This window comes from Rothia sp. HMSC062F03 (assembly GCF_001836905.1).
Lineage (GTDB): Bacteria > Actinomycetota > Actinomycetes > Actinomycetales > Micrococcaceae > Rothia > Rothia mucilaginosa_A.
In genome coordinates, this window is the sequence record NZ_KV830872.1 from 1 (window position 1) to 23,922 (window position 23,922).

Genomic DNA, 23,922 nt, shown 5'->3' on the forward strand with positions numbered 1-23,922 from the left:
GTAGGACTGCTTCAAAACAGGGGCCTGGATATTGGTGTTAGCGAATTGGTCCTCAACTTCTTGGAGCATTTCTTCGATAGTGGGTCCTTTGGGTGGTGTGGGGTTGGTGGGGGCGAGGGTTTTAGTATCGTTGGGTTGGCAGGAGACTGTGTATGTTGCGGTGTCGTCGGAAGTGATGGGTTTTTCTCGAATGCGGGTGTATTTTCCTGGTCTCTCGTTTTCGGAGTAGCATTCTGGTTCGCCGGGGCGGCGGTTTGTTGTTTTGCGGGCGTACATTTTGGCGCCGGTTTCGTCGGTCATTGTTTGGTAGTTGTTGTTAAACCAATTGACCCAGTTCTGGTAGTCGTTTGAAAGGGTCTGGGGATTGTTTGAACTATCACTGGGGACCTTGGAATTATCCTCTTTATTTGTATTAGCTGAATCGCCATCGCGTTCTACTGGCCTATTTTTATGGGTTTGCGATGTCTTATAACAGTGCCCATTAGAATTTGAATTTGTACATTCTTCACTGTATGCATTTTGAACACCTAGAAGGGATATTGACAGAATGGATGTAAATAATATGCGCATGTACTTAGAATTAATCATGGTTTATGCATCCTTAAAATTATTTTCTGCTCCGCTTCCGATAATTTTCCAATATCCCTCGGTATATTTAAAAAAGTAGTTGAAGAGATCATCGTTTTTATCTGTATTTGCTCGTTTGGTAATTTCTCCATCGGAGTCGATATACATAACGGTGCTCCAGAATCGGCGGAACTTCATGCGGTAGATTTTCTGTTTTTCGTCATAAATTAGGTCGCCCTCAACTTGGTAGGAATCCAGACCGTCCACAACCCAACCACCACGCTTGTAGAGATCTTCAATATATTCATAAAATGGATATTCTTTAGAAGTTTTTTCAACATACTGGATGACTGGCGCACAATTTCCCGTTTGAATAGCGTAGTTATGGGCGGCCAGCCAATCCTCCATCATGCGGCTGAGGCCTTCTTCGGTCTCGGGGTACTGGGCGGGTTCGTTACGAGGTTTGGGGACATTCTGTGCAGGGCCATACGCGTCAGCCTTACGGTACTCGCCATCGGGGGCCTTCGAGCCACCGGAGTAGCCGCGGGTAATGACCGGGCTCGGAGTAGCTGATGCAGAAGCGGCATCGGATGCCGCCGTGGAAGCCGATGCCGATTCGCTCGGTGCGGTGGAGGCGGTGGCTGCCGCCTCGTTATTTGCCTGCTGACCGCACGCCGCAAGCAGTCCGGTCAGGCCGAAGAGTGCGCCGCCACTCAGCAGGGTGCGGCGGGTCAAAACGGATTCAGGTCCCATTGTGGTGCTCCAATTGTCGGTGATGGTGTGTATGTACTAGTCGAGAAGCTTTCTTTAGGTACAGCAACGTATCCAAAAGCACCCAGACTAGGTACCTCGCATTATCGATGCACCGGTGCATCGCTATGGGTCCCGAGACCACCTTACAGGATGTTTGCCATCTTTTGCAGTCTTTTGAGGTTTTTGGTGGTGAGAGTTCGTTGTTCGAGCGTCTTTGCCTGCCGGGTGGTGTGCGCGGCTTCTCGTGTTGGGACCGGTCGATAGGGTGCCTTCACCGCGGGTTAAAGACCCGCGGCGAAGACACTAACCTATCGAAAACCTCTGTCTAAAAAGCAGGCGGCCCCGAATGTATATACATTCGGGGCCGCCTGCTGCGGTTATTTACATTCGATTATTAGTCCCATTGACCTTCAAGAATCTCCCGAACAAACCTTTTAGGTAGCCAGAAGGAGTGCTTTGTGATGTGGCGACCATCGGGAAGCTCGTCGGTGTCCTCGATACAACCCTTTCCGACAAACTTACCGGGCTCAATCTCGTAATAACTATTATTAGCGTGCACCTTGGTGTAAATGATTTTATTCTTCCTGCTCTGAGGGAAATTAGTTGAAACCCTGACTCCATTCTTGCCGTTTGGTCGGGGTGTAAGCTCAACACCTCGGTTGATAATATCCTTTGTCTCCTGCCGTACCCTCATTAATTCAGGCTCTAGGGAGTCGGGGAATCCCCAGAACTTGACCTGATTCAGACAGAAATCACCGGATTCATTCTCGCGGAAAATTACGAACAGAATTTTCTTTGAAAAAATTTCGGTATATACGTGAGAATCTTCCCATTCCTCATTATCTTCATTTGCAAGTTCAATAAATGAATATGATTTAAAGGAAATATCTTCTTTAATGCTCTTGTTTCGCTTAACTCGAATAGCTCGAATCATCATATTTGCCTTTTTGAACTCGGTGGTATTTTCAATTTTTTGAGGGAGGTCAAGAAGTTGCATCATTTTTGTTATAATGGAGTTATTGCGACCCTTGGATTTAAATTTAACATCAAACTCCTTGCAGAGTTCCTCCTCGCTTTTACCTCGATACTGCAGAATTTTTTCTTCAAGAATCTGAGTAAAAGGCTTCGAGGTATCCTTGGTGGCTCGAGCAATACTCTCTAGTTCCTCGGAAGTAAAGATAGTCTCCTGGTAGAGACGTGTTATGTAGCTCTGCTTGAAAGACCAGGCTCTTTTGTTTGCTGGTGCGTCACTAAAAGGCTGAGAGGTAAGGTCTCTTCCTTTGCCGGCACCTTTGCGTGAGGTGGACAGATACATGCCGTCCCTTTCGGAGAGTTCGTGAGCACGCCCTTCTTTAATTTTCTGTGCAATTTTCTGGTAATCGCTAATAATTGTTGGCAAGTCCTCTTCGAGGATTTTTAGAAGATGAACTTTAGCAATTTTATTTTTTAGAATATCTTGGTCTTTGATGAAATGGTAAGGAAGGAGGAGGATGGCCCCTCCTTTCTTCCATGCATGAGATTTATAAAAATCATCTAGATTTTCATCCATATAATTAATGTTCCCAAGGACCAGTCGTTCTTTGGCGGAGATTTTTTCATCTTTATTTACTTTGAAAGGGGTAACTTTAAGTTCTACTCCCACCTTGTTAAAGTCGGGTTCATTTGAGCTGTTGGTGGGGATGCCAAAATAATATTTTTCAATATATGTCCCGTACCTCCCCTTTGACGCACTACTAATTTTTTTGTCTGGTGTGGTGGAGGGGGTTTGATTGATGTAGTCCTGATAAGTCTTGTAGGCGGATTCCTGGAAGGCCTTGAGAATATCGGCAAACTCTACTCCTACTACTTTTTGAGCATATTTGTAGATGCTCTCGATATCCGAGTCATCGTAGTTGAACAGCTCCACTGTCTTTACTCCTCTGCTTGATTGATATTGCCGATAATATTGGCCATGCCGTGTTCTTGTTTTTATGCTACGTCAGATACGGCGGCTGCGCTCTTCGTCTCGTCATTGGCTTTTCTGAGATCCACTTGATCTGAATAGCTGTTCTATGTTATAGTATTAGTATTCGAATATATTTACAAGAGGACTATAAGGACTACTGACTCATGGATCAGAAAACCACCAGCAGTAGCCAGCCTATCCGAGTTATCGAGCTTTTCGCCGGCGTAGGTGGCTTCCGCTTAGGATTTGAAGGCTATAACGCCAACGGCATGACCCTGCCCTCCGCAGGCCCCTTCACGACCGTTTGGGCGAACCAGTGGGAGCCCCCGGGAACCGTTGGCCGCCAGTTCGCGGCACGTTGCTACCAGGAACGTTTCGGAGAAGAAGCAAACCTCGAAAACCGCGATATTCACGCCGTACTTGATGATGTTGAGGCGGGCCTCTATGAAATTCCCGATGCCGACCTGCTCTGTGGCGGTTTCCCCTGCCAGGATTACTCGGTCACCAAGCCGCTTTCGCAGTCGCACGGTATTGAGGGTAAGAAAGGCGTGCTCTGGTGGGATATTTACCGTGCGCTTGAGCTGAAAACCCCCAAATACGTTGTTCTGGAGAATGTCGACCGCCTGTTGAAGTCGCCCGCTAAGCAGCGAGGCCGTGACTTCGCTATTATGCTCTCCTGCTTCTACGCGCTCGGCTACAGCGTCGAATGGCGCGTTATCAACGCGGCAGAGTACGGTCACCCGCAGAAGCGTAAGCGCGTCTACATTTACGCCGAACACAACGCCCCCGAATGGGATTTGTCGCGCCGCATCACCCACACCGGTGTTTTGGCGGAAGCGTTCCCGGTCAAAACTGCAGAGTCTGAGGGTCTTCTCTCCGTCTTCGAAGAGCTCAATGAGGCCGATGAGTTCACCATCTCCGATGACCCCTACTACGAGACGGAACACTTCGGAATTGGTGCTAAGACCTCGCCCTTCCAGATTGCCGGTGTCATGCAGAACGGCACCGTGCTCACCAGCAAGGTAGAGCCCGACTACCGCGGCGAATTTAAGACGCTCGGTGACGTAGTTCTTCCCGACTCTGAGGTGCCGGAGCAGTTCTTTATTGCCCCTGATAAGGTGCCTTCTTGGGAATACCTCAAGGGTGCAAAGAAGGAAAAGCGCATCAATAAGGCGAGCGGCTTTGAATACTTCTACACCGAAGGTTCAATGTCTTTCCCCGACCCGCTCGACCGCCCGGCGCGCACCATCCTGACCGGCGAAGGAGGCTCGGGCGCCTCCCGCTTCAAGCACGTTGTGGTTGGTGACTCCGGTGCGTACCGTCGCCTCGTTCCTGATGAGCTGGATCAGCTGCAGGGCTTCCCTCGAGGCTGGACTGACACCGGTATGAGCGACGGTAACCGTGCCTTCTGCATGGGTAACGCCCTCGTGGTGGGTATCCCGCACGAAATCGGTAAGGCTATCGCCCGCCGACATAACCAGTAAAAACGCACAGGAGGTGCAGTAGCCCGAAAGCTACTGCACCTCCTTTTTGCGTACCCGGTGGCCTAAACCAGAACAGGCCTAGACTAGTGCTTCTTCAAGCCAATTTAGACCCGAGCGGTGCTCATCCAACAGCTCCAGGGCACGGTTCGGCAACTCAACCTTCAAACGAGCACCCGCCAACGACTGATACTGCGTATTCCCCAAACCGGGGTGCAGAAGAAGAGTCCGCGAAGAGCTCACACCCACCAACTCACTATCGAAGAGCTTATGCAAATCCTTGCGCAGTAGAAGGCCCTCCTCCACGCGGTGTTCGCCTTCGTGTGCATAGCTGTACAGGTGCGCCGCGTCCAGCGCCGCCGTATGGCAGGTGCCGGTAAATGCACACATATTGCCGAAGCGGTTCAACAGCTCTTGGCGGAACTGCCCCTGGCCCACACGAGCCCTGACCGTGCGCATCGTAAAACCGCCCCGAGGATTCACCGGCACCCCGTGAGCATCGTTCAGGGGAAGCTGATGAATACCCGAAGTGTTCAGGCTTTCAAGCCAGTCAAGGACTTTCGCCGTATCGAGGGCGACGATGCTGTTCTGAGTGTTGTACTTGCCCGGCATACTCAGGTCCTTGAATGAGTCCTTATCCGCTGCGCCGATCAGCTCAGTCCAGGTGTCACCGTAGTAGGCAATAAACCGCTGAACTTTCTCGGTTTTCTGCGGCGGGTTTTTGTGCAGACGTTGCTCGGGCTTGAGCTTGTCTCTTCTCAGACACTTTCCATCGCAGCGCCACAGCCCATCGGACTTGAAGGTGATGCGGCTGCTCCCACAGTTGGGGCAATAAGTCATGACCTTATCGGCTTCGTATGACTCAATTTTTCGGATAACAGCGGACCCGAGAAGAATTGAATTATCTCGAATCAGCACGAAGTCACCCTCTCGAACGTTCTTGTGGTTAGGAACTTTCGAGTCGTAAACGTAACGGAACTCTAGAGCGTCATCGTAGACTTTTCCGCTGGCGGCGCTTCGGTTCTCTTCGTCGGGAACGGAGCGCAGTAGCCATGCCTGCGGGAGCCGCACGTTAGTTGAAGCGTGCTTGCTCGGGAGGCTGAGGGTCGTCACCACGGACGGGAGAACGAGGTCCGGCAGTGAGGGTGTTGAGTTGTTGTCCATAGCAGCAGCCTAGCAGCCCGGGCGGTTTGCTGCTGCCCGGACGGTCACCGGCTCGGGGTGAGGGGCGGCGGAACCCTGTAATTACAAAAAATCTCCCGCACCGGGTGGAGCACACCTCCAAGGCATGCCCCGCCCAGCGCGGGAGATTTCTATATCAACGGAACGCCGCAGCCTTCACGCTACAGCGCCGCTGCACCTTACAGGCTCTGTGCCTGAATTGCGGTGATCGCAACGGTGTTGATGATGTCCTCAACGGTGGTACCGCGCGACAGGTCGTTCACGGGCTTACGCAGACCCTGCAGAACCGGGCCCACAGCGGCAGCACCCGAAGACTGCTGAACAGCCTTGTAGGTGTTGTTACCGGTGTTCAGGTCGGGGAAGACGAACACGGTAGCCTGACCAGCAACCTCGCTGCCGGGCAGCTTGGTCGACGCAATAGACATGTTCGAAGCAGCGTCGTACTGGATCGGGCCTTCAACCGCGAAGTCGGGGTTCGATGCGCGCACGATCTCGGTTGCCTCACGCACAACGTCCACGTCTGCGCCAGCGCCGGAGGTACCGGTCGAGTAGGACAGCATAGCAACCTTCGGCTCCACACCGAACTGGCGTGCAGTCTCTGCGGATGCCTTCGCAATGTCGGCCAGCTGCTCTGCGTTGGGGTTCGGGTTCACTGCGCAGTCGCCGTAGACCAGAACGCGGTCTTCCATCAGCATCAGGAAGACGGAGGAGACGATCTTGGTGCCGGGGCGGGTCTTGATGAACTCGAGCGAGGGGCGGATGGTGTTCGCGGTGGTGTTCACAGCACCGGAAACCATGCCGTCGGCGATGCCCTTGTAGACCAGCATGGTGCCGAAGTACGAGGGGTCGGTCATGCGCTCGCGAGCAGCCTCAATGGTGACGCCCTTGTGTGCACGCAGCTCGGCGTAGGTTGCGGCGAAGTCCTCGGTGTACTCGTTGTTCTCAATGTCGATAATGCGGATCGAGCTGGGCAGCTCAATACCCTCAGCCTGGCAAATCTCTGCAATCTTGGCGGGGTTGCCGAGCAGGATCAGGTCGCAGAAGTCGCGGCGTGCAATGATTTCGGATGCACGCAGGATACGCACGTCGTAACCCTCGGGCAGGACCACGGAGCGGCGGTTTGCGCGTGCGGTCTCGATGAGGTTGTGCAGGAAGCGCAGCGGGGTCATGGAAGCCGGGCGCTCGATGGACAGGCGGGACAGCAGCTCGTCCTTGTTGACGTGCTCGTCCCAGCCACCCAGGGCGGCGGCCAGCTTGCGCTGGTGACCGCTCTCGAGGGAGCCGTGCACGCGGGAGACGGCGCGTGCGGACTTGAAGGTGTCGTGCTCGGTGGACAGCACCGGGAAGGGTGCGTTCTTGATGAGCTCGCCCACAGCGGTGTGCTGGCCGGAAACGTCGTCCAGGCCGCCGGTGAGCAGCACGCCCGAGGGAGCGGGGAAGGACGGTGCCAGTGCGGAGGCCAGGGTTGCGGCCACGATGTCTGCACGGTCGCCGGGGACAATCACGAAGTCGCCGTCGACGAACTGGCCCAGGAAGTTGGAGACGGTCATGGCGGCGACCTTGATGCCGTGAATATCGCGGCTGAGGTCCTCCGCCTTCACGCCGGCGGTGTCGAGCTTGAGGGCCTCGGCAACCTCACCGACGGTCGGAGCGGTCAGCTCGGAAATCTCGGGCAGCACGTAGACGGGCAGGTTTGCCTCGCCGCGCTTGACGGACTTCTCGATGTCCTCGCGCAGGGCGGGCTCTGCACGGTTGACGATGACGGCGAGCAGGTCAGCCTTGGATGCGGTCAGCTCGGTGCGGGCCACGTCAACGGCGGTGACTGCCTCTTCGACGGTGGCTTCCTGCGCACCGACGATAGCGACGACGGGCAGGCCCAGGTCGCGTGCAATCTGGACGTTCAGGTCGAATTCGACTGCGAGTGCGTTGGCGGGCAGGTAGGCGCCGTCAACAATCACGACGTCGCTGTTGGCTGCGACCTTCTCGTAGGCGGATACCGCGCGGGAGGAAATCTCTTCGGTGTCGCCCTCAGCGATGAGTGCGAGTGCGTCGTTCATGGAGACGGCGCCGCCGACCTGCTCCTCGGAGAGGTTGAAGTGCTCGCGAATCAGGCGTGCTACGGGGTCGTCAGCGATGGTTGCGCCGTCGAAGACGGGGCGGAAGAAGCCGACGCGGTCCGCGCGCTTAATCAGGGAGTCTGCCAGGCCCAGGGCAATCAGGGACTTGCCCGAGTTCGGGGACGTAGCGGAGAGGTAAAGACCGGTGGTCATATTCTACTTTCCTTCGGTGGGGTGGCGTTCGGCGCCGGTACCGCGCGTGCGCAGGTGTTCCCTGTGTCTGTGCGGTGTGCGTCGAGCGTAGGTCACTTTCTATGTTAAGACTTTGCGGGTGTGGCGCCTAACAGCGTTCAGGGTGCGATGTGTCGCACGGCGTCCCGGGCGGGGCCGCCGCGTGCCTCGCGGTGCCCGCAGCTGCTGGACTAGCCGTCTGGCCCGCCCGTTTACGGGTTGAGGATGCGCGCGTACCGTACGCTGTGGCCGGGCGCCCAGATGCCGCGTGCCTCAAATTCGATGCTGTTGCGCTGGTAGCCGAGGCGCTCGTAAAAAGAGAGCGCCCGTTCGTTTTCTGCCATGACCCACAGGTAGGAGTTTTCGTCCGGGTAGATGACGGATTCGTAGAGTGCCTGACCGAGCCCGGTGCCGTGCATGTGGTTGAGGGTGTACAGGTGCACGAGTTTACGGGTGCCTGCAGGCAGTTCGGGGAGGTTGTCGGCACGTTCGAGTTCCCAGGAGGAGGGCTCACACAGGGAGAGCGCCAGGCCGACCGGCTTATCCCAGTCGATGCGGGTGCCGATGGAGCAGGAGAGCCCGCCGTCGGGGGTCCAGCCGGGCACCTCATAGGCGAAGAAGCCGCGCACGGTGGGGGAGGAGATGTGGCGGTGGAAGTCTTCGAGGTATTCGTTGCGTTCGGCGCGGTGACGAGCGGTGAAGCTTTCCCCGAGCGTGTCGAAGTAGATCGGGTCGTAGGTTTGCTCCATGCAGTCCAGCTGCAGGTTGACGTATTTTTCGGCGTCGGTCGGTTCAATTGGTGCGAGCGCGTAGCGGCCCTGACATACAAATCCCATGGGTTCTAGTCTACTCAGTCGGCCCCTGTGGAGGCGGTTTGCCACGGGTGCGTACGCTAGAGGCGTGCGGGAGCGGCACCCCGGGATGCGAGCGCCGTCGGGCGGCCCGCCCCCGATTAGGTGCGGCGCTGACCGGGGGCGGGTCGTCGGCTAGGCTAGAGGGTATGGCGAAAAAGAGCAGGGCACCGAAGAAATCCCAGAAGGCGCAGAAAACCCAGAAGGCGCAGAAGAACCAGAAGAACCGGGCTGGCGAGGCCGAGAACACCCCCGTGCAGGGTGCCGCCGCTGGCGTGTACCCCATCTCCACGGGTGAGGCGGAGCTCGTCCCCGACGGCTACCACGCCGACGGCTGGCTGCTGCTCATCAACGGCGTGCAGTCCTCCCACGTAATCGTGGGCGAACCCCGCCAGCTGGATTTTGAGTACATGCGCTGGATTGCCGCGGTTGTCTCCTCGCACGTAGCAGAGCACCTGGACGCCGCGAAGCTGCGCATCACCCACCTGGGTGGCGGCGCGTGCTCGATGGCGCGCTATTTCGCTGACCTGTACCCGACCAGCCGCAACACGGTCGTTGAGCTGGATGCCAAGCTCGCCGAGTATGTGCGCGCCTGGTTCGACATCCCCAAGGCGCCGCGCGTGAAGATTCGCGTGGGCGAGGCGGGTGCCGTCACCGCGACCTTCGCGCCCGCATCCCGTGATGTGCTGATCCGTGACGTGTTCGCCGGTGACACCACCCCCGAGGCGCTCACCACCGTCGAGTTCACCCGCACCGTCGCCGAGTCGCTCGCACCCGGCGGCCTGTACATCCTGAACTGCGGCGACGGGCCGGCGCTGACCGGTGCCCGCGCTGAGGCGTCCGCCCTGCTCGAGGTGTTCGAGTACGTGTGTATTGTGGCGGATTCGGCCATGTTGAAGGGCCGCCGCCGCGGCAACGTCATTATTGCCGGCTCGCACGCGCCCCTGCCGGAGGCTGGTTCCGTGCAGGCTGCCGCTATTTCCCGCGAGCTCATGGGTGGAGGCGTACCCGCCCAGTACTGGGACACCGCGCGGGCGCGCCAGTTCGCGGGTTAGGTTTTCAGTCGCGGGTTAGATTTCGGGGATAGGTTAGTTCCTTCGGGGATAGGTTAGTGACGTTGGGGGTGGGTCTTAATCACCCCAAAAGTCACTAACCCACCCCTAAAATCGCCAACCCATGACCGAAGCCATTCCGAGATATATACGGCACGGGCGAAACCCCACCGCTACCGACCCCAACCCGATACCATGGTGACCATGCGATACACCTATCTGGGCCCCTCCGGCACCTTCACTGAATCCGCCCTGCTGAGCGTCCCCGGCGCATCCGACGCCGAACGCATCCCCGCCACTAGCGTGCCCGACGCGCTCGCACGCCTGAACGCGGGCGAGGCGGACGCCGCCATGGTGCCCATCGAAAACTCCGTGGAGGGCGGCGTGAGCGCAACCCTGGATGCTATCGCAGCCAGCGAGGGTGTACGCATCATCCGTGAGGTGCTCGTGCCGATCCGCTTCGTGCTGGTCGCCGCGAAGCCCATCAGCATTGAAGACGTCAAGACCATCTCCACCCACTCGCACGCCTGGGCGCAGGTGCGCGGTTGGGCGCAGGAGAACGTGCCCGCCGCCGCCTACCTGCCCGGCTCCTCCACCGCCGCGGCGGCTGTCGGCCTGCTCGAAGAGGGCTGCACCTACGATGCGGCAATCTGCTCCCCGGCGCTGCTGAACTACCACCCCGAACTGCACGTACTGCAGGACAATATCGGCGACAACAAGAACGCCGTAACCCGCTTCGTGCTACTCTCCCGCACCGCCGACATTCCCGAACCGACCGGCTCCGACAAGACCACCCTGACCGTGCCGCTGCCCACCAACCGCGCCGGCGCCCTGCTCGAACTGCTCGAACAGTTCTCGGTGCGCGGCGTGAACCTCTCCCGCATCGAATCGCGCCCCACCGGTGAAGGCATGGGCTCCTACTCGTTCAGCATCGATGCCGACGGCCACATCTACGAGGCACGCATGCGCGACGCCCTGCGCGGCCTGCACCGCGTCTCCCCGACGCTGAAATTCCTCGGCTCCTACCCGCGCGCCGACCACGAAAACACCGAAGTCGACAGCATCCACTCCGACGCCTCCTTCGACTCCGCGCACGAGTGGCTGGAGTCGCTCTTCCCGAACGGTCGCCCCGCACAGCTGCAGCGCCACTAACGGCACCACCGGCGGTACCACCAGCCGCCCGCCGCTAGACACCCCCGCACCTACCCGCGCCCCACCGGCGCAAACCCCGCCCACAACCCACCGCAAGATTAGGTAGGATAAAACAGTGATTGATATTAACCTCCTCCGCGAAAACCCCGACGTCTTCCGCGCCTCCCAGCGAGCACGCGGCAAGGACGAAACCCACGTCGACCGCATCCTCGAAGCCGACGCCGCACGCCGCGCACTCATCGGCGAATACGAGACCCTGCGCGCCGAGCAGAACGCCTTCGGCAAGAAGGTCGCCAAGGCACCCAAGGAAGAAAAGCCCGCACTCGTTGCACAGGCCAAGGAACTGGCAGCCCGCGTCAACGAAGCGAAGGCGGCCTCCGAGGCGAAGACCGCCGAATACGAGGAACTGATCAGCAGCATCGAGAACCTCATCATCGATGGCGTGCCCACCGGCGGCGAAGACGACTACGTGGTCGTCAAGAAGGTCGGTACCCCCCGCGACTTCACCGCTGACGGCTTCGAGCCGCGCGACCACCTCGAGATCGGCGAGCTCGTCGACGGCATCGACATGGCCCGCGGCGCGAAGGTCTCCGGCGCACGCTTCTACTTCCTCAAGGGCCAGGTAGCACGCCTGGAGCAGGCACTCATGTGGATGGCGCTCGACCTGGCCACCCAGCACGGCTTCACCATGATGACCACCCCCACCCTGGTGCGCCCCGAAATCATGAACGGCACCGGCTTCAACGTCAAGCACGACGACGAAATCTACCGCCTCGAACGCGACGACCTGTACCTGGTCGGCACCTCCGAGGTGGCGCTCGCCGGCTACCACACCGACGAAATTCTCGACTTTGAGAAGGGTGCGAAGAAGTACCTGGGCTGGTCCTCCTGCTACCGCCGTGAGGCAGGCTCCGCAGGTAAGGACACCCGCGGCATCATTCGCGTGCACCAGTTCAACAAGGCTGAAATGTTCGTGTACTGCCCCGTCGAGCAGGCAGAAGAGATGCACGAGAAGCTGCTGTCCCTCGAAGAGGAAATGCTGCAGCGCTGCGGCCTCGCATACCGCGTGATTGACACCGCCGCAGGCGACCTGGGCACCTCCGCAGCCCGCAAGTTCGACTGCGAGGCGTGGGTCCCCACCCAGGGCACCTACCGCGAGCTGACCTCCACCTCGAACTGCACCACCTACCAGGCGCGCCGCCTGAACATCCGCGAGCGCACCCCGGACACCGTGGACGAGGCAGGCAACGTGCGTAAGGGCCGCACCCGCTCCGTGGCAACCCTGAACGGCACCCTGGCAACCACCCGCTGGTTGGTAGCCATCCTGGAGACTCACCAGCAGGCTGACGGTTCTGTTGTGATTCCGGAAGCACTGCGCCCGTACATGGGCGGCGCCGAGGTTATCCCCGCTGTCGCTGAATAAGGGAAACCCCGCCCGCTGAGTAATCTCAAACTCGGTCGAAAACCCGCTCACCGCGTAACCGGTGGGCGGGTTTTTGCGTGGGCAGGTAGTCTAAGAACTATGCCTCTTTACCGTAAACTCCTTGGTGTTTCTGCAGCGGCGGCGCTGACCGCCTCCGCCACTGGTGCCCGCAAGAAGGCGCGCCGACGCGCTATCGAGCTGGGCGCGCCCTTCGGCGTTCTGCCGACCCTGCCCACCGGTGAAGCGCAGCGTGTGGGCGTGGTGTACAACCCGAGCAAGCCGGGTGCCGCAGCCACCGTCGAGATTCTGGAACGTATCCTCGCGGCGAACGGCCACCCGAAGGCGCTGGTGCGCACCACCCGCGTGGACGAGCCCGGCTCAGAGGCCGCCCGCGAGCTGATTGCCGAGGGCGTTGACCTGCTGATTGCCGCAGGTGGTGACGGCACGGTGCGTGCCGTGGCGGCGGCGCTGGCGCATCACGAGGGGCCCAAGCCGCGCCTGGGTATTCTGCCGATGGGCACCGGCAACCTGCTGGCGCGCAACCTGTACATCCCGGTGAGTGACGTGGCGGCGTGCGTGAATATTGCGCTCAACGGTGCAGGTCAGAGTGTTGATGCGATCGAGATGACGACTACGGGCACCACCGGCGAAGAAACAGAACACACGTTCTTTGTGATGAGTGGTGCCGGCTTCGACGCGCTCGTCATGAACGACACGAACGAGGAGATTAAGGCGAAGTTCGGCTGGGTGGCGTATGTGCAGTCCGGCATGAAGCACATGCTGGGCAGGTCGCACCCGGTGCGTATCAGCGTGGACGGTGGGGAGCCCCGCATCCTGCCCATGCGTTCGGTGCTGGTTGCGAATTGCGGTCGCCTGCAGGGCGGTATTCGCCTGGCGGATATGACGGATGTGCACGACGGCAAGCTTGAGGTGATTGTGGCGTCCCCGCGTGACCTGGTGGAGTGGGGCCTGCTGATGGCGAAGGTGATGCGCCGTACGATCCTGGGTTCGCCGCGCATTGAGCTACCGGTGATTCGCCACCTGGTGGGGTCCGAGGTGGTGCTGGAGTTCCCGGATGGTGCGCAGCCGGTTGAGGTGGATGGCGACCCGGCGCCGTCGGCGCACCGCATTAGCGCGCGGGTGCTGCCTGCCGCCGTAGAGGTGGCGGTCCACCCGGACGTGCTCTAGCGGGCGTGGTTTGCTTGCTCGCACCCGTTTTGAGGAATCGCCCAGGTGGGTGACGTATTCTCAGGGGAGTTGATGTATACACCGAGTACGTCAGGAGACAACCACGATGAGCAACCAGCCGGCACTTCAGCACACTGCACCGTATCTTTCGCACCCCGCAGATTATCTACAGGAGAAGCCGCGCCGTGGTTTCTGGAAGACTGTTCTGCGTATTATCGCCTGGGGCATGTACGTTCTGAGCGTGCCCGTGTGCCTGGCGGTGATGGGGGTCGTCATTGTTGGCCTGGTGTTGCTTGGCGGCTCGATTGATAACGTGATTCTTCACTTTGTGGTCATGCTGGTGATGCCTTTTGTGGCTCTGGTCCTCGGCTGTGTTGGGCTGTATTTCTTTGGTGTGAAGGTTATTGGTGGCCTTTTCACGTATTCGCGGGCTGATAGCGAGGTGGAGGACGGCGGCGAGCGTTTTGTGATAGGTACGTACGAGCTCTTCGCTGAGATATTTTCGGGCCTCCCTGACATTGACTTCTTCTGACGGAGGCAGGGTCTAGTGGATAGCTCATAGATAGGGCTTAAACATATGAACGCGGTGGGGGCGGGACAGAATCAAATCTGTCCCGCCCCCACCGCTTATTTTCATTATTGAAGCGGAATGACTAGGTTATCGATTTACTGTTTACGGGTTATAGCTTAAAACCCCACTCAGTCAACTTGCTCTTGCCGATGGTGAATCGCTGGGAAGGTTCATCAGTCATGATTTCGGTCTTTAGCTCTGACTTTTCTAAGTCAAAACGCCAATCGCCGTCCTCCCAGACCATTCGGATAGGAGCCCAGACGATGGCTGTCTTACCATTCGTCTGAACCATGAAGTAGACCTTCACCGTGGCACGCTCCGTAGAGTATCCCTGGATACTGTAGGCATAAATAACCGATACATAGTCAGGTATGTCATCATTCGAGTCGCTGGACTCTTCATCTTCCCAAGGGTTGGGTTTGCCATCGTAGCGGCTAGAGAAGATAGCACGACGCGCGTCAGCTGGTATTTCGTCATTACCAATTACAACCATTGCATTAATGGCGGACATAACTGCACCTGTCGGGTTGTGTGCAAAGCACTGGCCCAGACGACCCTGACGCACGGTCGGACCATAAATTTTAGATACCGGATAATGGACGCTGTCGGTCGTCTGCTCCCAGGTGTAGTCAGAAGGAATATCCGCAGAAAATTCCTTGCCAGTGGGTACCTTCACATCGCATACTGCGCGGTGGCTGGTGCTTGTGGAGCTACTTGCCGCTAGAGCGGAGATAGAGGGCTCTGCAGATGCTGAATTAGAAGTGTCAGCTGAAGAGGACTGCGACTGCTCATTGTTGGAAGAGCCTGCTGCTACCGGGTTTGAGTCTTTACCACCAGGGATAAGAACAATAACCAACAAAACTAGTAGGGCGACTACAGCGGCAGCGACAGCGAGCGCCCAGCGGGGGATGGTCACGCCTTTGGGGTTATTTTCACTCATTTTTTCTCCAAAATGCTTATAAAGCAGTAGAGGTGTTAGCTATCGTTCTTCTTGAACACGTGAGAGGGAAGCTGATTGGTGTCAGTCAGCACTTTGGGTTTGATTTCTGAATCGTCAGAGTCAAAGCGCCAGTCGCCGTCTTCCCAAACCACACGGATAGTGAACTGAACAACGACCCGTCTCGGTGAGCGACTGAGGATTGCAAACTGAACGGTGGCCTGTTCTGGGCTGTAACTCTGAACCTCATAACCGAAAACCTGCATGTCTAGACTCTGCGGAGTTGGGTTATCGAGGGGGTCATTTGAAGTGCGTGCGGACAGCAGAGCACGACGCTCAGCCTCAGAGATCTGGGGGTCACTTTGTGCGTGGAGAAGTGAGATTGCAGCCATGGCGGCTCCAGTCGGATTGTGGGCGAAGCACTGACCGGTCTTCCCAACCTTTACCGTCGGACCGTAGATTGCAGATACCGGGTACTGCGCACCGTCGCTAGTAGCGGCCCAGGTGTAATCTGAGGGCACCTCAGCAGAAGATTCTTTGCCAGTGGGTACCTTCACATCGCACACTGCACGGTGGTTGGTGCTCGCTGAGCTGCTTGCCGCTAGGGCCGAGATGGAGGGCTCTGCAGCGCTAGAGGAGGCGGGCTGTAACTGCTCCGTATTGTTGGAAGAGCCCGCTGCTACGGGGTTTGAGTCTTTACCACCAGGGATAAGAACAATAACCAACAAAACTAGTAGGGCGACTACAGCGGCAGCGACAGCGAGCGCCCAGCGCGGGATGGATACGTTATTTGGCTTATTCTCAGCCATAATTTTTCCAATCTATTTCAGAAGTCTTCATACCCAACGGATTTGTAGAAGTGCTAGCCGCGGCTCTGCTTGAACACGTGGGAGGGGAGTTGGGACTGATCGGTGAGGACAACAGGCTGCATCTCAGATTTATTGGAATCCAACCTCCAATCACCGTCTTCCCAGACCATGCGGATAGGAAGGCGAACAACCATGCTAGAGGGGACACGATAGCGGATGTAGAGATACACTACAGATTGCTCAGGGGAGTAGCTCTGAATCTCATAGCCCACATAATATGCATCAACTTTTTTATCGTCTGCGGCAGGGTGCCAGAGATTGTCCTCTGAGGTATCACGGCGAGATGAGAGCAAAGCCATTCGCTCAGCTTCAGAACTCTCTGAATTACTCATGGTAGTTATTGCCCCAGCCGCTGCCAACGCGGAACCGGTTGGGGTGTGAGCATAGCACTGACCTACATGACCAACTCGGACAATTGGACCGTACGTCGGGCTGATTGGATACTCGATTCCCGCCGGCATCCGTTGCCAAGCAAGATTTTCAGGAGCTTTATCCGAATATTCTGCGCCTGAAGGTACTATTACATTGCAGGTAGCTCGAGCATTGGCGCTTGCGGAGCTACTCGCCGCTAGAGCTGAGACGGAGGGCTCGGCAGTGCTAGAGGAGGCGGGTCGTGACTGCTCGCTATTGGAAGAGCCTGCGGCGGAGGTGTTGGAATTATCGCCGCCGCGCGGAATCAGCACGATGACCAGTACAACGAGCAAGGCGACGACGGCTGCTGCCAGTCCGAAAGCCCAGCGGGGGATAGTGACTCCGCCCTTGTTCTCCATAACAATCTCCAAAATACGTAGACCCCGCAATTTCGGGGCGCGACAAACCCACCCCCAGCAGGAGGGCAGAGATTGAATGAGTGATGAGAAACTATGCGGTGCCGCAGGAAAAGCGTCTGAGCCAGAACACAGCATCGAGGACTGCAAGACGCAAAAACACGGCGGCACATATTTATCGGTGTCAAAAGATACCCTATCATGCTTACAGATATCCTGCAGGCGCTCGCCCTGAGCTACCATGATATGAGCTGGACTGCACGAAAAACACCGAATTTCTACCGATAATCCGGTGTCGAACCATGTACCCACTATGCGTCAATGCCCGACGCAGACACCAACCGCAGGCGGTCGCAACGCTACACTGCCCCGCCTAGACACATCACACCGGTACATAGAACCGTTCATCAGAGAAAGCCCCTCTCCATGACCCGCAAAATCACTGCCGCCGCCACTGTACTTGCTCTGCTCGCCACCGGTTGCTCCGCTAGCACCGATAGCTCCGCACCGGGCGGAACCCTCATCACCGGCGGAACATCTACCGCCACCAGCACCCCCACCCCCAGCTCTACTACTCCTGCACCCGCAACCACCACCGCAGGCCGCACCCCCACCGTCACCGAGGTGACCGCCTCCCCGAGTGCAGAGGCAAGCACCACGGCGGCATCCACCACTGCGGCAGCGACCCCGACCGTGAGCCTTGACCCCTCACCCCTGGCGGGAACCGGTGGTGGACCCCAGCAGCCCTCCAGCGTTCCTACCCTCAATAGCATCACTAATGCAGACTACAACCGTGCAATGGACACCGCGAAAGCAATTGTCACCGCCTACACCAGTGGCAAGCCGTACAAGGAATGGTCTGAAGAGCTCTACCCGATGGTCGACCCCGAAGTGCAAAAGGAGTATGGACCTAACGCACGCCTTGACCAGCTGAGGGGAACCGTCACCAGCGCTCAATTGGTTGATGACCCGACTTTGAAGACCGCTATGGGTGAGAACCCTTACTGGGTTACTGTTCGTGTGAACGTCATGGGAGGCACCAGCCCTGCCTACTATGTGCGTGTGCACCGTACCGCGGAGCAACCCGATACGTGGAAGGCTGCTCATATCCTTGATCCCGAGGGCTACAAGCTCTTTGTTGAAAAACGACTGAAGGAACAGAATAAGTAGGAGCGGTGGGCGCGGCTTCCCACTAGGATGCGCCCCTGCAGGGGTCTGAGTCGGGAGCCTACCGGCACCCTAAACGCCCATATGTGACCTGGATTATGAAAGAAATCGCGGATTTTTTCACTATTTCCTGAAAATCAGGAGGATAATGAAAAAAACCGCGATTTTTTACACCATCAAGGAGGGCACACGTGAACACCACCAACACAAGGTACCGCACCCTCAAAAGCATCTTCCACGAACGCGGCAAAGCCGCCGCACAAACCGAACTGCAGGCACGCCGCAACGGCCACTCCACCTACCTCCTCAACGAATTCACGGTAGGGGAGCACCCCCTGTTCTACCTGGCAGACCGCACCGCGCTCGTATCCTTCGAGCGCATCATGCGCCGTGAACGGCACATCGAACAGCTGAGCTCCCAACTGCCCAGCATCGCCATGCAAAGCTACCTACTCGACCTGGCAGTACGCAGCATCGTGGCGTCCGACCGTATCGAAGGCGTGCACACCACGCGCCAGCTCATCTCTGAGGCGCTCACCTCCGGCGACAGCGAGGACCCCCGCGCCAAGCGCGCCGTCGAATTCGTGAACCTCCTCAAGGACCTAGGGGCAGGCCGCCCACCCGCCACAGTCGAGCAGGTGCGCAGCCTCTACGACACGCTACTCGAAGGGCACCTCGCGGAAGAAGACCGCCCAGACGGGGCTCTATTCCGTACTAAACCTGTGGTTATCCACGACAACACCCGCGAAATTCACCGCGCCCCCGACAGTGAAGCAACCATCACCGCCAACGTGCAGGCGGCGCTCAACCACGCCCTCAACCCGAACGTGCCGGCGCTATTCTCCGCAATTGCCACGCATTTCATGGTGGAGTACACGCACCCTTTCTACGACGGTAACGGCCGCCTGGGCAGGTACCTGTTGGTAGCCCACCTGGGGCAGACGCTCACTCGGCTGACGACCCTCACCCTGCCGAGCACGCTCAACATTCAGAAGAGCCGCTACTACAAGGCGTTCAGTGCGGCGGAAGAACCCCTCAACTACGGTGAGGTGACCGGTTTTCTGCATGTTTTTCTGGGGCTGATTGAGCAGGCTCAGGAGCACCTGGTAGACGAACTGGAGTCACGCGATCGTGCGTGGCGTGTCCTTGGCAGGCGTATCGCTGAGCTGGAGGGCAGCCGCACCTGGACGGGTGGCACCCCCGGGCTGACTTCGAAGAAGCTTGATGATGTTCTGCGGCTGCTGTACCTGCTGGGGCAGGTGCAGATTTTCCGTGCGCCGGTCGCGCCTACCTCGACCGAGTTGCAGGAGGCGCTGGGTGTTACGGCGCCGACTCTGCGCGATAGGCTCAAGCTGCTGCAGGGGCTTGGGTTTGTTGAGGGCGTGAAGGCTGGCCGTACGATGCGCTGGTCCCTCACCGAGGCGGGAACCGCCCTGCTGGGCTTGCCCGCCGTTGATGACGACGAAGAATAACCCACGAGCATAAGAAACAGGGGAGGGGCCGCACCGGAGTGCGTCCCCTCCCCGTGAAGAGCTTGCTGCTTTTCGTAGCGCCTAGTAGTGGTAGTGGTAGTGATAGCGGGGGGCCGAGGCGGCCACCGCCGTAGCCGTAGTCGCCACCAAAATGCCGGATAGCAGAACGTTGGCCCTGCGCTGCTCGTACAGCTGCTTGTCCATCATGTCCTCCACGATAGCGTTGTGAATTCGCGTCTCGCGGGCCTGCTCCTCCATGCTCAGGCGCACCCACAGCTGGTGCCTCTCCTGCTCGTACAGGTTCAGCGCCTCCTGCAGGGTGTAGGTGCGGCCCTGCCGAACGTACTTGTACAGGGTATCCGCCGCGTTCGGGTACAGGTAGTCTTCCGGGAACCAGTGGGAGAAACGCTCCATGTACTCGTTGTGCACCTTCGAAAGCTCGGCGATGGCCGGCTCCTCATAGTCGCTCCACACCGAGTCGTTATGCGCGCGACGCTTGTTGTTCTCCCGCTCGACCTTCGCCGCCGCCAGCGGGTATGCGACAAAGTACATCAGCGACCACCAGAGAGCCGCAATCACAATCGCCGAGACAATCGCCGGCACGTGAATGGTGTGCCACGGAATATCGCTCGAGTGAATCTGCGGGTTGGCGTACAGGTAGCGTAGGTAGGCGATCAGCATGATGATGGAGCTGGCAAGGTACGTCCACGGAATCAGCTTAAAACAGGCCACGAAGAGCCGCTTGAGCTTAATCCGAGGGGGCTCAGGTACGGCGGCAACGTATGCCTTCTGCGCGCTCTTCATCGAATCGGCCCAGGGCGCGGCGCGATCCACCAGCTGCATGACCTGGCGGAGGTGCTCCAGCAGGTCCTGACGCTGATGCATCTGTTCTTGAGGAATCGGCGAGTTGGTGGAGGGAGCTGGGATGGGAGCCGGACTACTGGCCGACATGGGGGTCTGCGACATCGGGGTGCCCTTTTCGTAGTGTAAAAGTGTGTATCTGCGTGCTACTCGTGCGGTGCGGCGAACGTGAGGAACCTACGCGGCCGTCCAGGTGACGTACTTGTCCTTGGCGAATTCGTCGGTCACCTGCGGCTGCTCGGCGGGTACCCACAGGGCCCAGTCGCCGTTGTGCCACTCCATGGTCGTCTCAAAGTAACGGTAGGTGCCTGACGGGGTTTGGAAAAGAATACGGATGATGGCGCGTTCCGGGGTGTACGACATGTAGCGGTACCCCATGATGCGTACGACGGTGCGGGTCGTCGTGTCCTGCAGGCGGTCCTTGGTGATTTGCTCCGCGCCGGGGCCGATGACGGTCGGCAGGTACGCCTCCGGGCTGTCATTGACGTGGATGAGTGCCCACGCGGATGCGTACAGGGCACCCTGCGCCGAGTGCTCAAAACAGCTACGAATCGGGGATTCCACGACGGGGCCCGCGGTCTGCGAGACGGGGCCTATCCATCCCGATTCGGTGGTCACCCACTGGGTGTCCGTCGGTGCGGTCTTCAGAACGGTCTTGTCTGCGGATGCGCCGGCCCCGCAGGTTCCGGGTTCGGCCGCAGCCTGATTGGGGGAGCCTAGATGCTCGACCGGGGAGGCCCCGCCTCGCGGCACCATGAACAGCAAGATGGCGAGGACGATGAGGCCGAGGATGTAGAGGAAGACGTAAACTCCGCGTGGGATGCTCGAATGGGGGGTTTGCTGCAACGTGTCTCCAATCTTTGCGCTCCCAGCGGTGGGAACGTGGCGTGGCCCGGCCCCTTGGTGCGGGGGCTGCGTTCGTAGAGTGTGGAGTGAGTGAAGACGGCGCGAGGCTCCGCGTGCCAATCCACGGTAGGAATTGATGATTCCGAATGGACTGTCGGCGCCCCGGTACAGGTGTCAGATTTACCCTATCACGCCTGCCGCTAGGGCGCTGAGTGAACGGTCGTTCTCTCATGAAGAGAGAGTAGAACACGGCAAAAGGCGCACCCCTTGGGCGCGCCTTTCTGATGCAAAATCCCTGTCTGACAGCGTGGTGGCTTCTATATATTTCACCACCTGCAACCCAGGAGGGCCCATCCATCCAACCTAGCAACTCGGGGTCACTAGTGCCGCCTTCAGGTTTTTGATGCACCATCAGACTACCATCCGTCGGAAACCAGTATCCAGAGGTTTGTCACGCCGGGCGGCACCCTCCCCAGAATGACCGTGGGCGGTGCCTGTTTTCGGCAGTTGGGTTAGGCTGGAATATACGAGGTGCCTCCCAAGAAAACGGGGGAGGGGGGGCCGCCGCCGGCGCCCTCGGGAAGCAGAGGGCACAAGAAGTGAACTCTTCCACCGAACCCGGCGCAACCGCCAACGAAATTGAGCAGTACCAGCCCGTCGACTACCTTCCGGAAAGGGGATAACCGTGGAAGACAGCACCCCCGATTTTGAGGCGCTCCACAAGTACCTCGTAGACAACAGCTCAGAGGTCTTCACCCCGCTCATCGAAGCCGAAGAAGACGAAGAAAAACGCCGCTTCTACCTTGCCCTGCAGACCTACTCCCTGCAGCAGAAGCAGCGCATTGTTCTCGCCGACGAGAACTTCGTCGTCTAGGCAGTCTAAGGAGCCGCACATGAAGCCCCAATACATCATCATCGGCGGAGTCAACGGAGCCGGTAAAAGCACCCTCTACCGCACCAACCCGCAGATTTTCGGCGCCACCCGCCGCCTCAATGCCGACGAGAAACTCCGCGCCGCAGGAGGCGACTGGCGCAACCCCGCCGACGCTGCCCGCGCCATGCGAGACACCGTGCAAGACCTGCGCCAAGCGCTCGCGGCCGGTGAGTCCATCCACCAGGAAACCACTCTTGCGGGTAACGCCAAATCCTTCCAGAACCTCATCGACCGCGCCCACGCCCAAGGGTACGAGGTGACCCTACTGTACGTGACGCTCAACAGCGCCGACACCGCCGTGGACCGGGTCGCCGCCCGCGTTGCCAAGGGCGGGCACGGTGTTGACGAGGCAGATATCCGCCGCCGCTACGACAGCTCCCACGCGAACCTGCAGGCGCTCGCCTCCTCTGTGGACATCCTGCGGGTCTTCGACAACACCCGCTGGTACGAGCCGGTGTACTGGCGTGCCGGTTCAAAGGTGTTGCTCGACGAGCCGAGATACGGTCTGCACCTCAGCTAACCGTCACCTCCCACCCTCACGGCCCAACCGTGAGGTCGACCTGTGAAGGTCAAGAAAGGAACATACAGTGTCAGATCATTTTGACCTGCCCCTGCGCTACCCCGAACTCTTCGAGCCGCTCACCGAAGAGCAGCGCCGCAACGTCATGCAGCCCCTCGCCTCATCCTGGCTTGAGGGTGACAATCCCACCCGCGAAGACGTCACGCTACTCATCGACTACGAGCTGGGACGCATCACCGCGGAAGAATACGACCGGCAAGCGCTAGCGAAGGCACTCGCCTACCAGGTGCTGACAAGCCAAAACGCGGGCAGCCAAAACGCGGGTCAGCAGAGTGCAGAGGAGGGCGAATAGCCATGAGCCAGCAGCAGAACTGGGAGGCGTACTTCTACCCCGAACCCTACCAGCACGTCATGCGGAACAAGCCGGGCATCAAGGACCCCGCGGCGCTTTCGCTCTACGAACACCGCATCGTCACCCGACGAGGCTACGAGCTCACCAGGACCCCCGAGCTCATCGCCCACACCTTCGACGCCGAGCACCTCAAAGCCATTCACCGCTACCTCTTCCAGGACGTGTACGACTGGGCGGGGGAGTACCGCACCGTGGACATGTCCAAGGGTGTGAGTGCTTTCGCGAGCGTTCAGGACGGGCCGCTGAGCATTGACCGGTACCTCGACTACGTTTTCGCCACTAGCCGTGCGACCGACTGGGCGAGCCTGAACCATCAGGAATTTGTGGAGGTTGCCGCCGCGATTTTTGCGCACCTGAACCAGGCGCACCCCTTCCGCGAGGGGAACGGCCGCGCGACCCGTATTTTTATGGATCACCTGGCGGCGCGTAGTAATTTCCGGTTTGATTATGCGCGTGCTGGCCGCCGTGGCTGGCACCAGAGTTCCATGTTTAGCGGCCCGGACCGCGGGTATTTTGAGGTGCATCCGGAGGAGCTGCATCAGCTGTTCAGCATCATCACTGTGCCGCGTGACGCCTAGTCAGGGTGCTAAAACACCTCGGGCAGATGCCCGGTTATTGTGGAAAAAGAAAAGGCACCCCGTGGGGGTGCCTTATGTGCAAAAGCCCAGTCGGATAGCGTGGTGG

Annotated in this window: 23 protein-coding genes; 12 read left to right on the plus strand and 11 right to left on the minus strand. The window is 58.7% G+C overall.

Going from position 1 to position 23,922, the window contains the following annotated elements:
* From HMPREF2674_RS09245 to HMPREF2674_RS03290, 3 genes are all read right to left on the minus strand, one after another.
* A partial coding sequence (locus HMPREF2674_RS09245; protein ID WP_141761794.1) for a hypothetical protein occupies window positions 1–588 on the minus strand: 588 nt, incomplete at its 3' end.
* Window positions 589–591: 3 nt separating this feature from the next.
* Window positions 592–1,320: a DUF6318 family protein gene (locus HMPREF2674_RS03285; RefSeq protein ID WP_070824807.1), complete on the minus strand. Its 729-nt coding sequence runs from the start codon at window positions 1,318–1,320 to the stop codon at window positions 592–594.
* A 394-nt stretch (window positions 1,321–1,714) separates the two neighbouring features.
* Window positions 1,715–3,226, minus strand: a complete 1,512-nt coding sequence (locus HMPREF2674_RS03290) for a Sau3AI family type II restriction endonuclease (RefSeq protein ID WP_049347130.1) — start codon at window positions 3,224–3,226, stop codon at window positions 1,715–1,717.
* A gap of 203 nt (window positions 3,227–3,429) precedes the next feature.
* On the opposite strand from HMPREF2674_RS03290, the gene dcm reads away from it, so the two are divergent.
* The gene (dcm, locus tag HMPREF2674_RS03295) at window positions 3,430–4,749 is read left to right on the plus strand and encodes a DNA (cytosine-5-)-methyltransferase (protein ID WP_070824808.1); all 1,320 of its coding nucleotides are present in this window, start codon (window positions 3,430–3,432) and stop codon (window positions 4,747–4,749) included.
* A 78-nt stretch (window positions 4,750–4,827) separates the two neighbouring features.
* On the opposite strand, the gene HMPREF2674_RS03300 is transcribed toward dcm, so the two are convergent.
* The 3 genes from HMPREF2674_RS03300 to HMPREF2674_RS03310 all read right to left on the minus strand — a co-directional run bounded on the left by HMPREF2674_RS03300 (window position 4,828) and on the right by HMPREF2674_RS03310 (window position 9,052).
* Window positions 4,828–5,910 (minus strand): HNH endonuclease, encoded by a 1,083-nt coding sequence (locus HMPREF2674_RS03300; protein WP_070824809.1) that lies wholly within the window; start codon window positions 5,908–5,910, stop codon window positions 4,828–4,830.
* A 197-nt stretch (window positions 5,911–6,107) separates the two neighbouring features.
* Window positions 6,108–8,198 carry a phosphate acetyltransferase gene (gene pta / locus HMPREF2674_RS03305; RefSeq protein WP_070824810.1) on the minus strand — a complete coding sequence of 697 codons (2,091 nt, stop codon included), beginning with the start codon at window positions 8,196–8,198 and terminating at the stop codon, window positions 6,108–6,110.
* A 230-nt stretch (window positions 8,199–8,428) separates the two neighbouring features.
* A complete protein-coding gene (locus tag HMPREF2674_RS03310) occupies window positions 8,429–9,052 on the minus strand; it encodes a GNAT family N-acetyltransferase (RefSeq protein ID WP_049332385.1) in 624 nt (207 codons plus the stop codon).
* A 164-nt stretch (window positions 9,053–9,216) separates the two neighbouring features.
* On the opposite strand from HMPREF2674_RS03310, the gene HMPREF2674_RS03315 reads away from it, so the two are divergent.
* From HMPREF2674_RS03315 to HMPREF2674_RS03335, 5 genes are all read left to right on the plus strand, one after another.
* Window positions 9,217–10,122: a spermidine synthase gene (locus tag HMPREF2674_RS03315; protein ID WP_070824811.1), complete on the plus strand. Its 906-nt coding sequence runs from the start codon at window positions 9,217–9,219 to the stop codon at window positions 10,120–10,122.
* A gap of 201 nt (window positions 10,123–10,323) precedes the next feature.
* Complete coding sequence (gene pheA / locus HMPREF2674_RS03320) at window positions 10,324–11,271, plus strand: prephenate dehydratase (protein WP_070824861.1); 948 nt, start codon at window positions 10,324–10,326, stop codon at window positions 11,269–11,271.
* A gap of 115 nt (window positions 11,272–11,386) precedes the next feature.
* The gene (gene serS / locus HMPREF2674_RS03325; RefSeq protein WP_070824812.1) at window positions 11,387–12,694 is read left to right on the plus strand and encodes a serine--tRNA ligase; all 1,308 of its coding nucleotides are present in this window, start codon (window positions 11,387–11,389) and stop codon (window positions 12,692–12,694) included.
* A 99-nt stretch (window positions 12,695–12,793) separates the two neighbouring features.
* Entirely contained in the window at window positions 12,794–13,882 is a 1,089-nt protein-coding gene (locus HMPREF2674_RS03330) for a diacylglycerol/lipid kinase family protein (protein WP_070824813.1), read from the plus strand.
* Between the two features lie 106 nt (window positions 13,883–13,988).
* Entirely contained in the window at window positions 13,989–14,414 is a 426-nt protein-coding gene (locus HMPREF2674_RS03335) for a hypothetical protein (RefSeq protein ID WP_070824814.1), read from the plus strand.
* A 148-nt stretch (window positions 14,415–14,562) separates the two neighbouring features.
* Here the strand turns inward: HMPREF2674_RS03335 and HMPREF2674_RS09250 are convergent, their stop codons facing one another.
* From HMPREF2674_RS09250 to HMPREF2674_RS09255, 3 genes are read right to left on the minus strand one after another with little or no spacing between them, the layout of a single operon-like run.
* Entirely contained in the window at window positions 14,563–15,393 is an 831-nt protein-coding gene (locus HMPREF2674_RS09250; protein ID WP_141761796.1) for a DUF8175 domain-containg protein, read from the minus strand.
* A gap of 35 nt (window positions 15,394–15,428) precedes the next feature.
* Entirely contained in the window at window positions 15,429–16,199 is a 771-nt protein-coding gene (locus tag HMPREF2674_RS03345; RefSeq protein WP_070824816.1) for a DUF8175 domain-containg protein, read from the minus strand.
* 53 nt (window positions 16,200–16,252) lie between these two features.
* Window positions 16,253–17,029: a DUF8175 domain-containg protein gene (locus HMPREF2674_RS09255; RefSeq protein WP_141761797.1), complete on the minus strand. Its 777-nt coding sequence runs from the start codon at window positions 17,027–17,029 to the stop codon at window positions 16,253–16,255.
* A gap of 423 nt (window positions 17,030–17,452) precedes the next feature.
* Here HMPREF2674_RS09255 and HMPREF2674_RS03360 point away from each other — a divergent pair, with 423 nt between their 5' ends.
* Both HMPREF2674_RS03360 and HMPREF2674_RS03365 read left to right on the plus strand, forming a co-directional pair.
* Window positions 17,453–18,196, plus strand: coding sequence for a carbonic anhydrase (locus HMPREF2674_RS03360; RefSeq protein WP_070824819.1), 744 nt, complete (start codon window positions 17,453–17,455; stop codon window positions 18,194–18,196).
* Window positions 18,197–18,384: 188 nt separating this feature from the next.
* Window positions 18,385–19,665, plus strand: a complete 1,281-nt coding sequence (locus HMPREF2674_RS03365; RefSeq protein WP_070824820.1) for a Fic family protein — start codon at window positions 18,385–18,387, stop codon at window positions 19,663–19,665.
* An 81-nt stretch (window positions 19,666–19,746) separates the two neighbouring features.
* On the opposite strand, the gene HMPREF2674_RS03370 is transcribed toward HMPREF2674_RS03365, so the two are convergent.
* A complete protein-coding gene (locus HMPREF2674_RS03370; protein ID WP_141761798.1) occupies window positions 19,747–20,631 on the minus strand; it encodes a hypothetical protein in 885 nt (294 codons plus the stop codon).
* A 72-nt stretch (window positions 20,632–20,703) separates the two neighbouring features.
* The gene (locus tag HMPREF2674_RS03375; protein WP_070824821.1) at window positions 20,704–21,372 is read right to left on the minus strand and encodes a DUF8175 domain-containg protein; all 669 of its coding nucleotides are present in this window, start codon (window positions 21,370–21,372) and stop codon (window positions 20,704–20,706) included.
* 685 nt (window positions 21,373–22,057) lie between these two features.
* On the opposite strand from HMPREF2674_RS03375, the gene HMPREF2674_RS03380 reads away from it, so the two are divergent.
* From HMPREF2674_RS03380 to HMPREF2674_RS03395, 4 genes are all read left to right on the plus strand, one after another.
* The gene (locus HMPREF2674_RS03380) at window positions 22,058–22,246 is read left to right on the plus strand and encodes a transcriptional regulator (protein ID WP_070680949.1); all 189 of its coding nucleotides are present in this window, start codon (window positions 22,058–22,060) and stop codon (window positions 22,244–22,246) included.
* 19 nt (window positions 22,247–22,265) lie between these two features.
* Window positions 22,266–22,826, plus strand: a complete 561-nt coding sequence (locus HMPREF2674_RS03385; protein ID WP_070824822.1) for an ATPase — start codon at window positions 22,266–22,268, stop codon at window positions 22,824–22,826.
* Window positions 22,827–22,893: 67 nt separating this feature from the next.
* The gene (locus HMPREF2674_RS03390; RefSeq protein WP_070824823.1) at window positions 22,894–23,178 is read left to right on the plus strand and encodes an antitoxin VbhA family protein; all 285 of its coding nucleotides are present in this window, start codon (window positions 22,894–22,896) and stop codon (window positions 23,176–23,178) included.
* A gap of 2 nt (window positions 23,179–23,180) precedes the next feature.
* Window positions 23,181–23,816: a Fic/DOC family protein gene (locus HMPREF2674_RS03395; protein ID WP_070824824.1), complete on the plus strand. Its 636-nt coding sequence runs from the start codon at window positions 23,181–23,183 to the stop codon at window positions 23,814–23,816.
* Window positions 23,817–23,922 lie beyond the last annotated feature (106 nt).

Coding starts and splice junctions, on each gene's coding strand:
- HMPREF2674_RS09250 (WP_141761796.1), bottom strand. CDS start 15,393: ATGAGTGAAAATAACCCCAAAGGCGTGACCATCCCCCGCTGGGCGCTC.
- HMPREF2674_RS03335 (WP_070824814.1), top strand. CDS start 13,989: ATGAGCAACCAGCCGGCACTTCAGCACACTGCACCGTATCTTTCGCAC.
- HMPREF2674_RS03300 (WP_070824809.1), bottom strand. CDS start 5,910: ATGGACAACAACTCAACACCCTCACTGCCGGACCTCGTTCTCCCGTCC.
- pta (WP_070824810.1), bottom strand. CDS start 8,198: ATGACCACCGGTCTTTACCTCTCCGCTACGTCCCCGAACTCGGGCAAG.
- HMPREF2674_RS03370 (WP_141761798.1), bottom strand. CDS start 20,631: ATGTCGCAGACCCCCATGTCGGCCAGTAGTCCGGCTCCCATCCCAGCT.
- HMPREF2674_RS03330 (WP_070824813.1), top strand. CDS start 12,794: ATGCCTCTTTACCGTAAACTCCTTGGTGTTTCTGCAGCGGCGGCGCTG.
- HMPREF2674_RS03285 (WP_070824807.1), bottom strand. CDS start 1,320: ATGGGACCTGAATCCGTTTTGACCCGCCGCACCCTGCTGAGTGGCGGC.
- HMPREF2674_RS03310 (WP_049332385.1), bottom strand. CDS start 9,052: ATGGGATTTGTATGTCAGGGCCGCTACGCGCTCGCACCAATTGAACCG.
- HMPREF2674_RS03395 (WP_070824824.1), top strand. CDS start 23,181: ATGAGCCAGCAGCAGAACTGGGAGGCGTACTTCTACCCCGAACCCTAC.
- HMPREF2674_RS03360 (WP_070824819.1), top strand. CDS start 17,453: ATGACCCGCAAAATCACTGCCGCCGCCACTGTACTTGCTCTGCTCGCC.
- dcm (WP_070824808.1), top strand. CDS start 3,430: ATGGATCAGAAAACCACCAGCAGTAGCCAGCCTATCCGAGTTATCGAG.
- HMPREF2674_RS03315 (WP_070824811.1), top strand. CDS start 9,217: ATGGCGAAAAAGAGCAGGGCACCGAAGAAATCCCAGAAGGCGCAGAAA.
- HMPREF2674_RS03345 (WP_070824816.1), bottom strand. CDS start 16,199: ATGGCTGAGAATAAGCCAAATAACGTATCCATCCCGCGCTGGGCGCTC.
- HMPREF2674_RS03385 (WP_070824822.1), top strand. CDS start 22,266: ATGAAGCCCCAATACATCATCATCGGCGGAGTCAACGGAGCCGGTAAA.
- HMPREF2674_RS09255 (WP_141761797.1), bottom strand. CDS start 17,029: ATGGAGAACAAGGGCGGAGTCACTATCCCCCGCTGGGCTTTCGGACTG.
- pheA (WP_070824861.1), top strand. CDS start 10,324: ATGCGATACACCTATCTGGGCCCCTCCGGCACCTTCACTGAATCCGCC.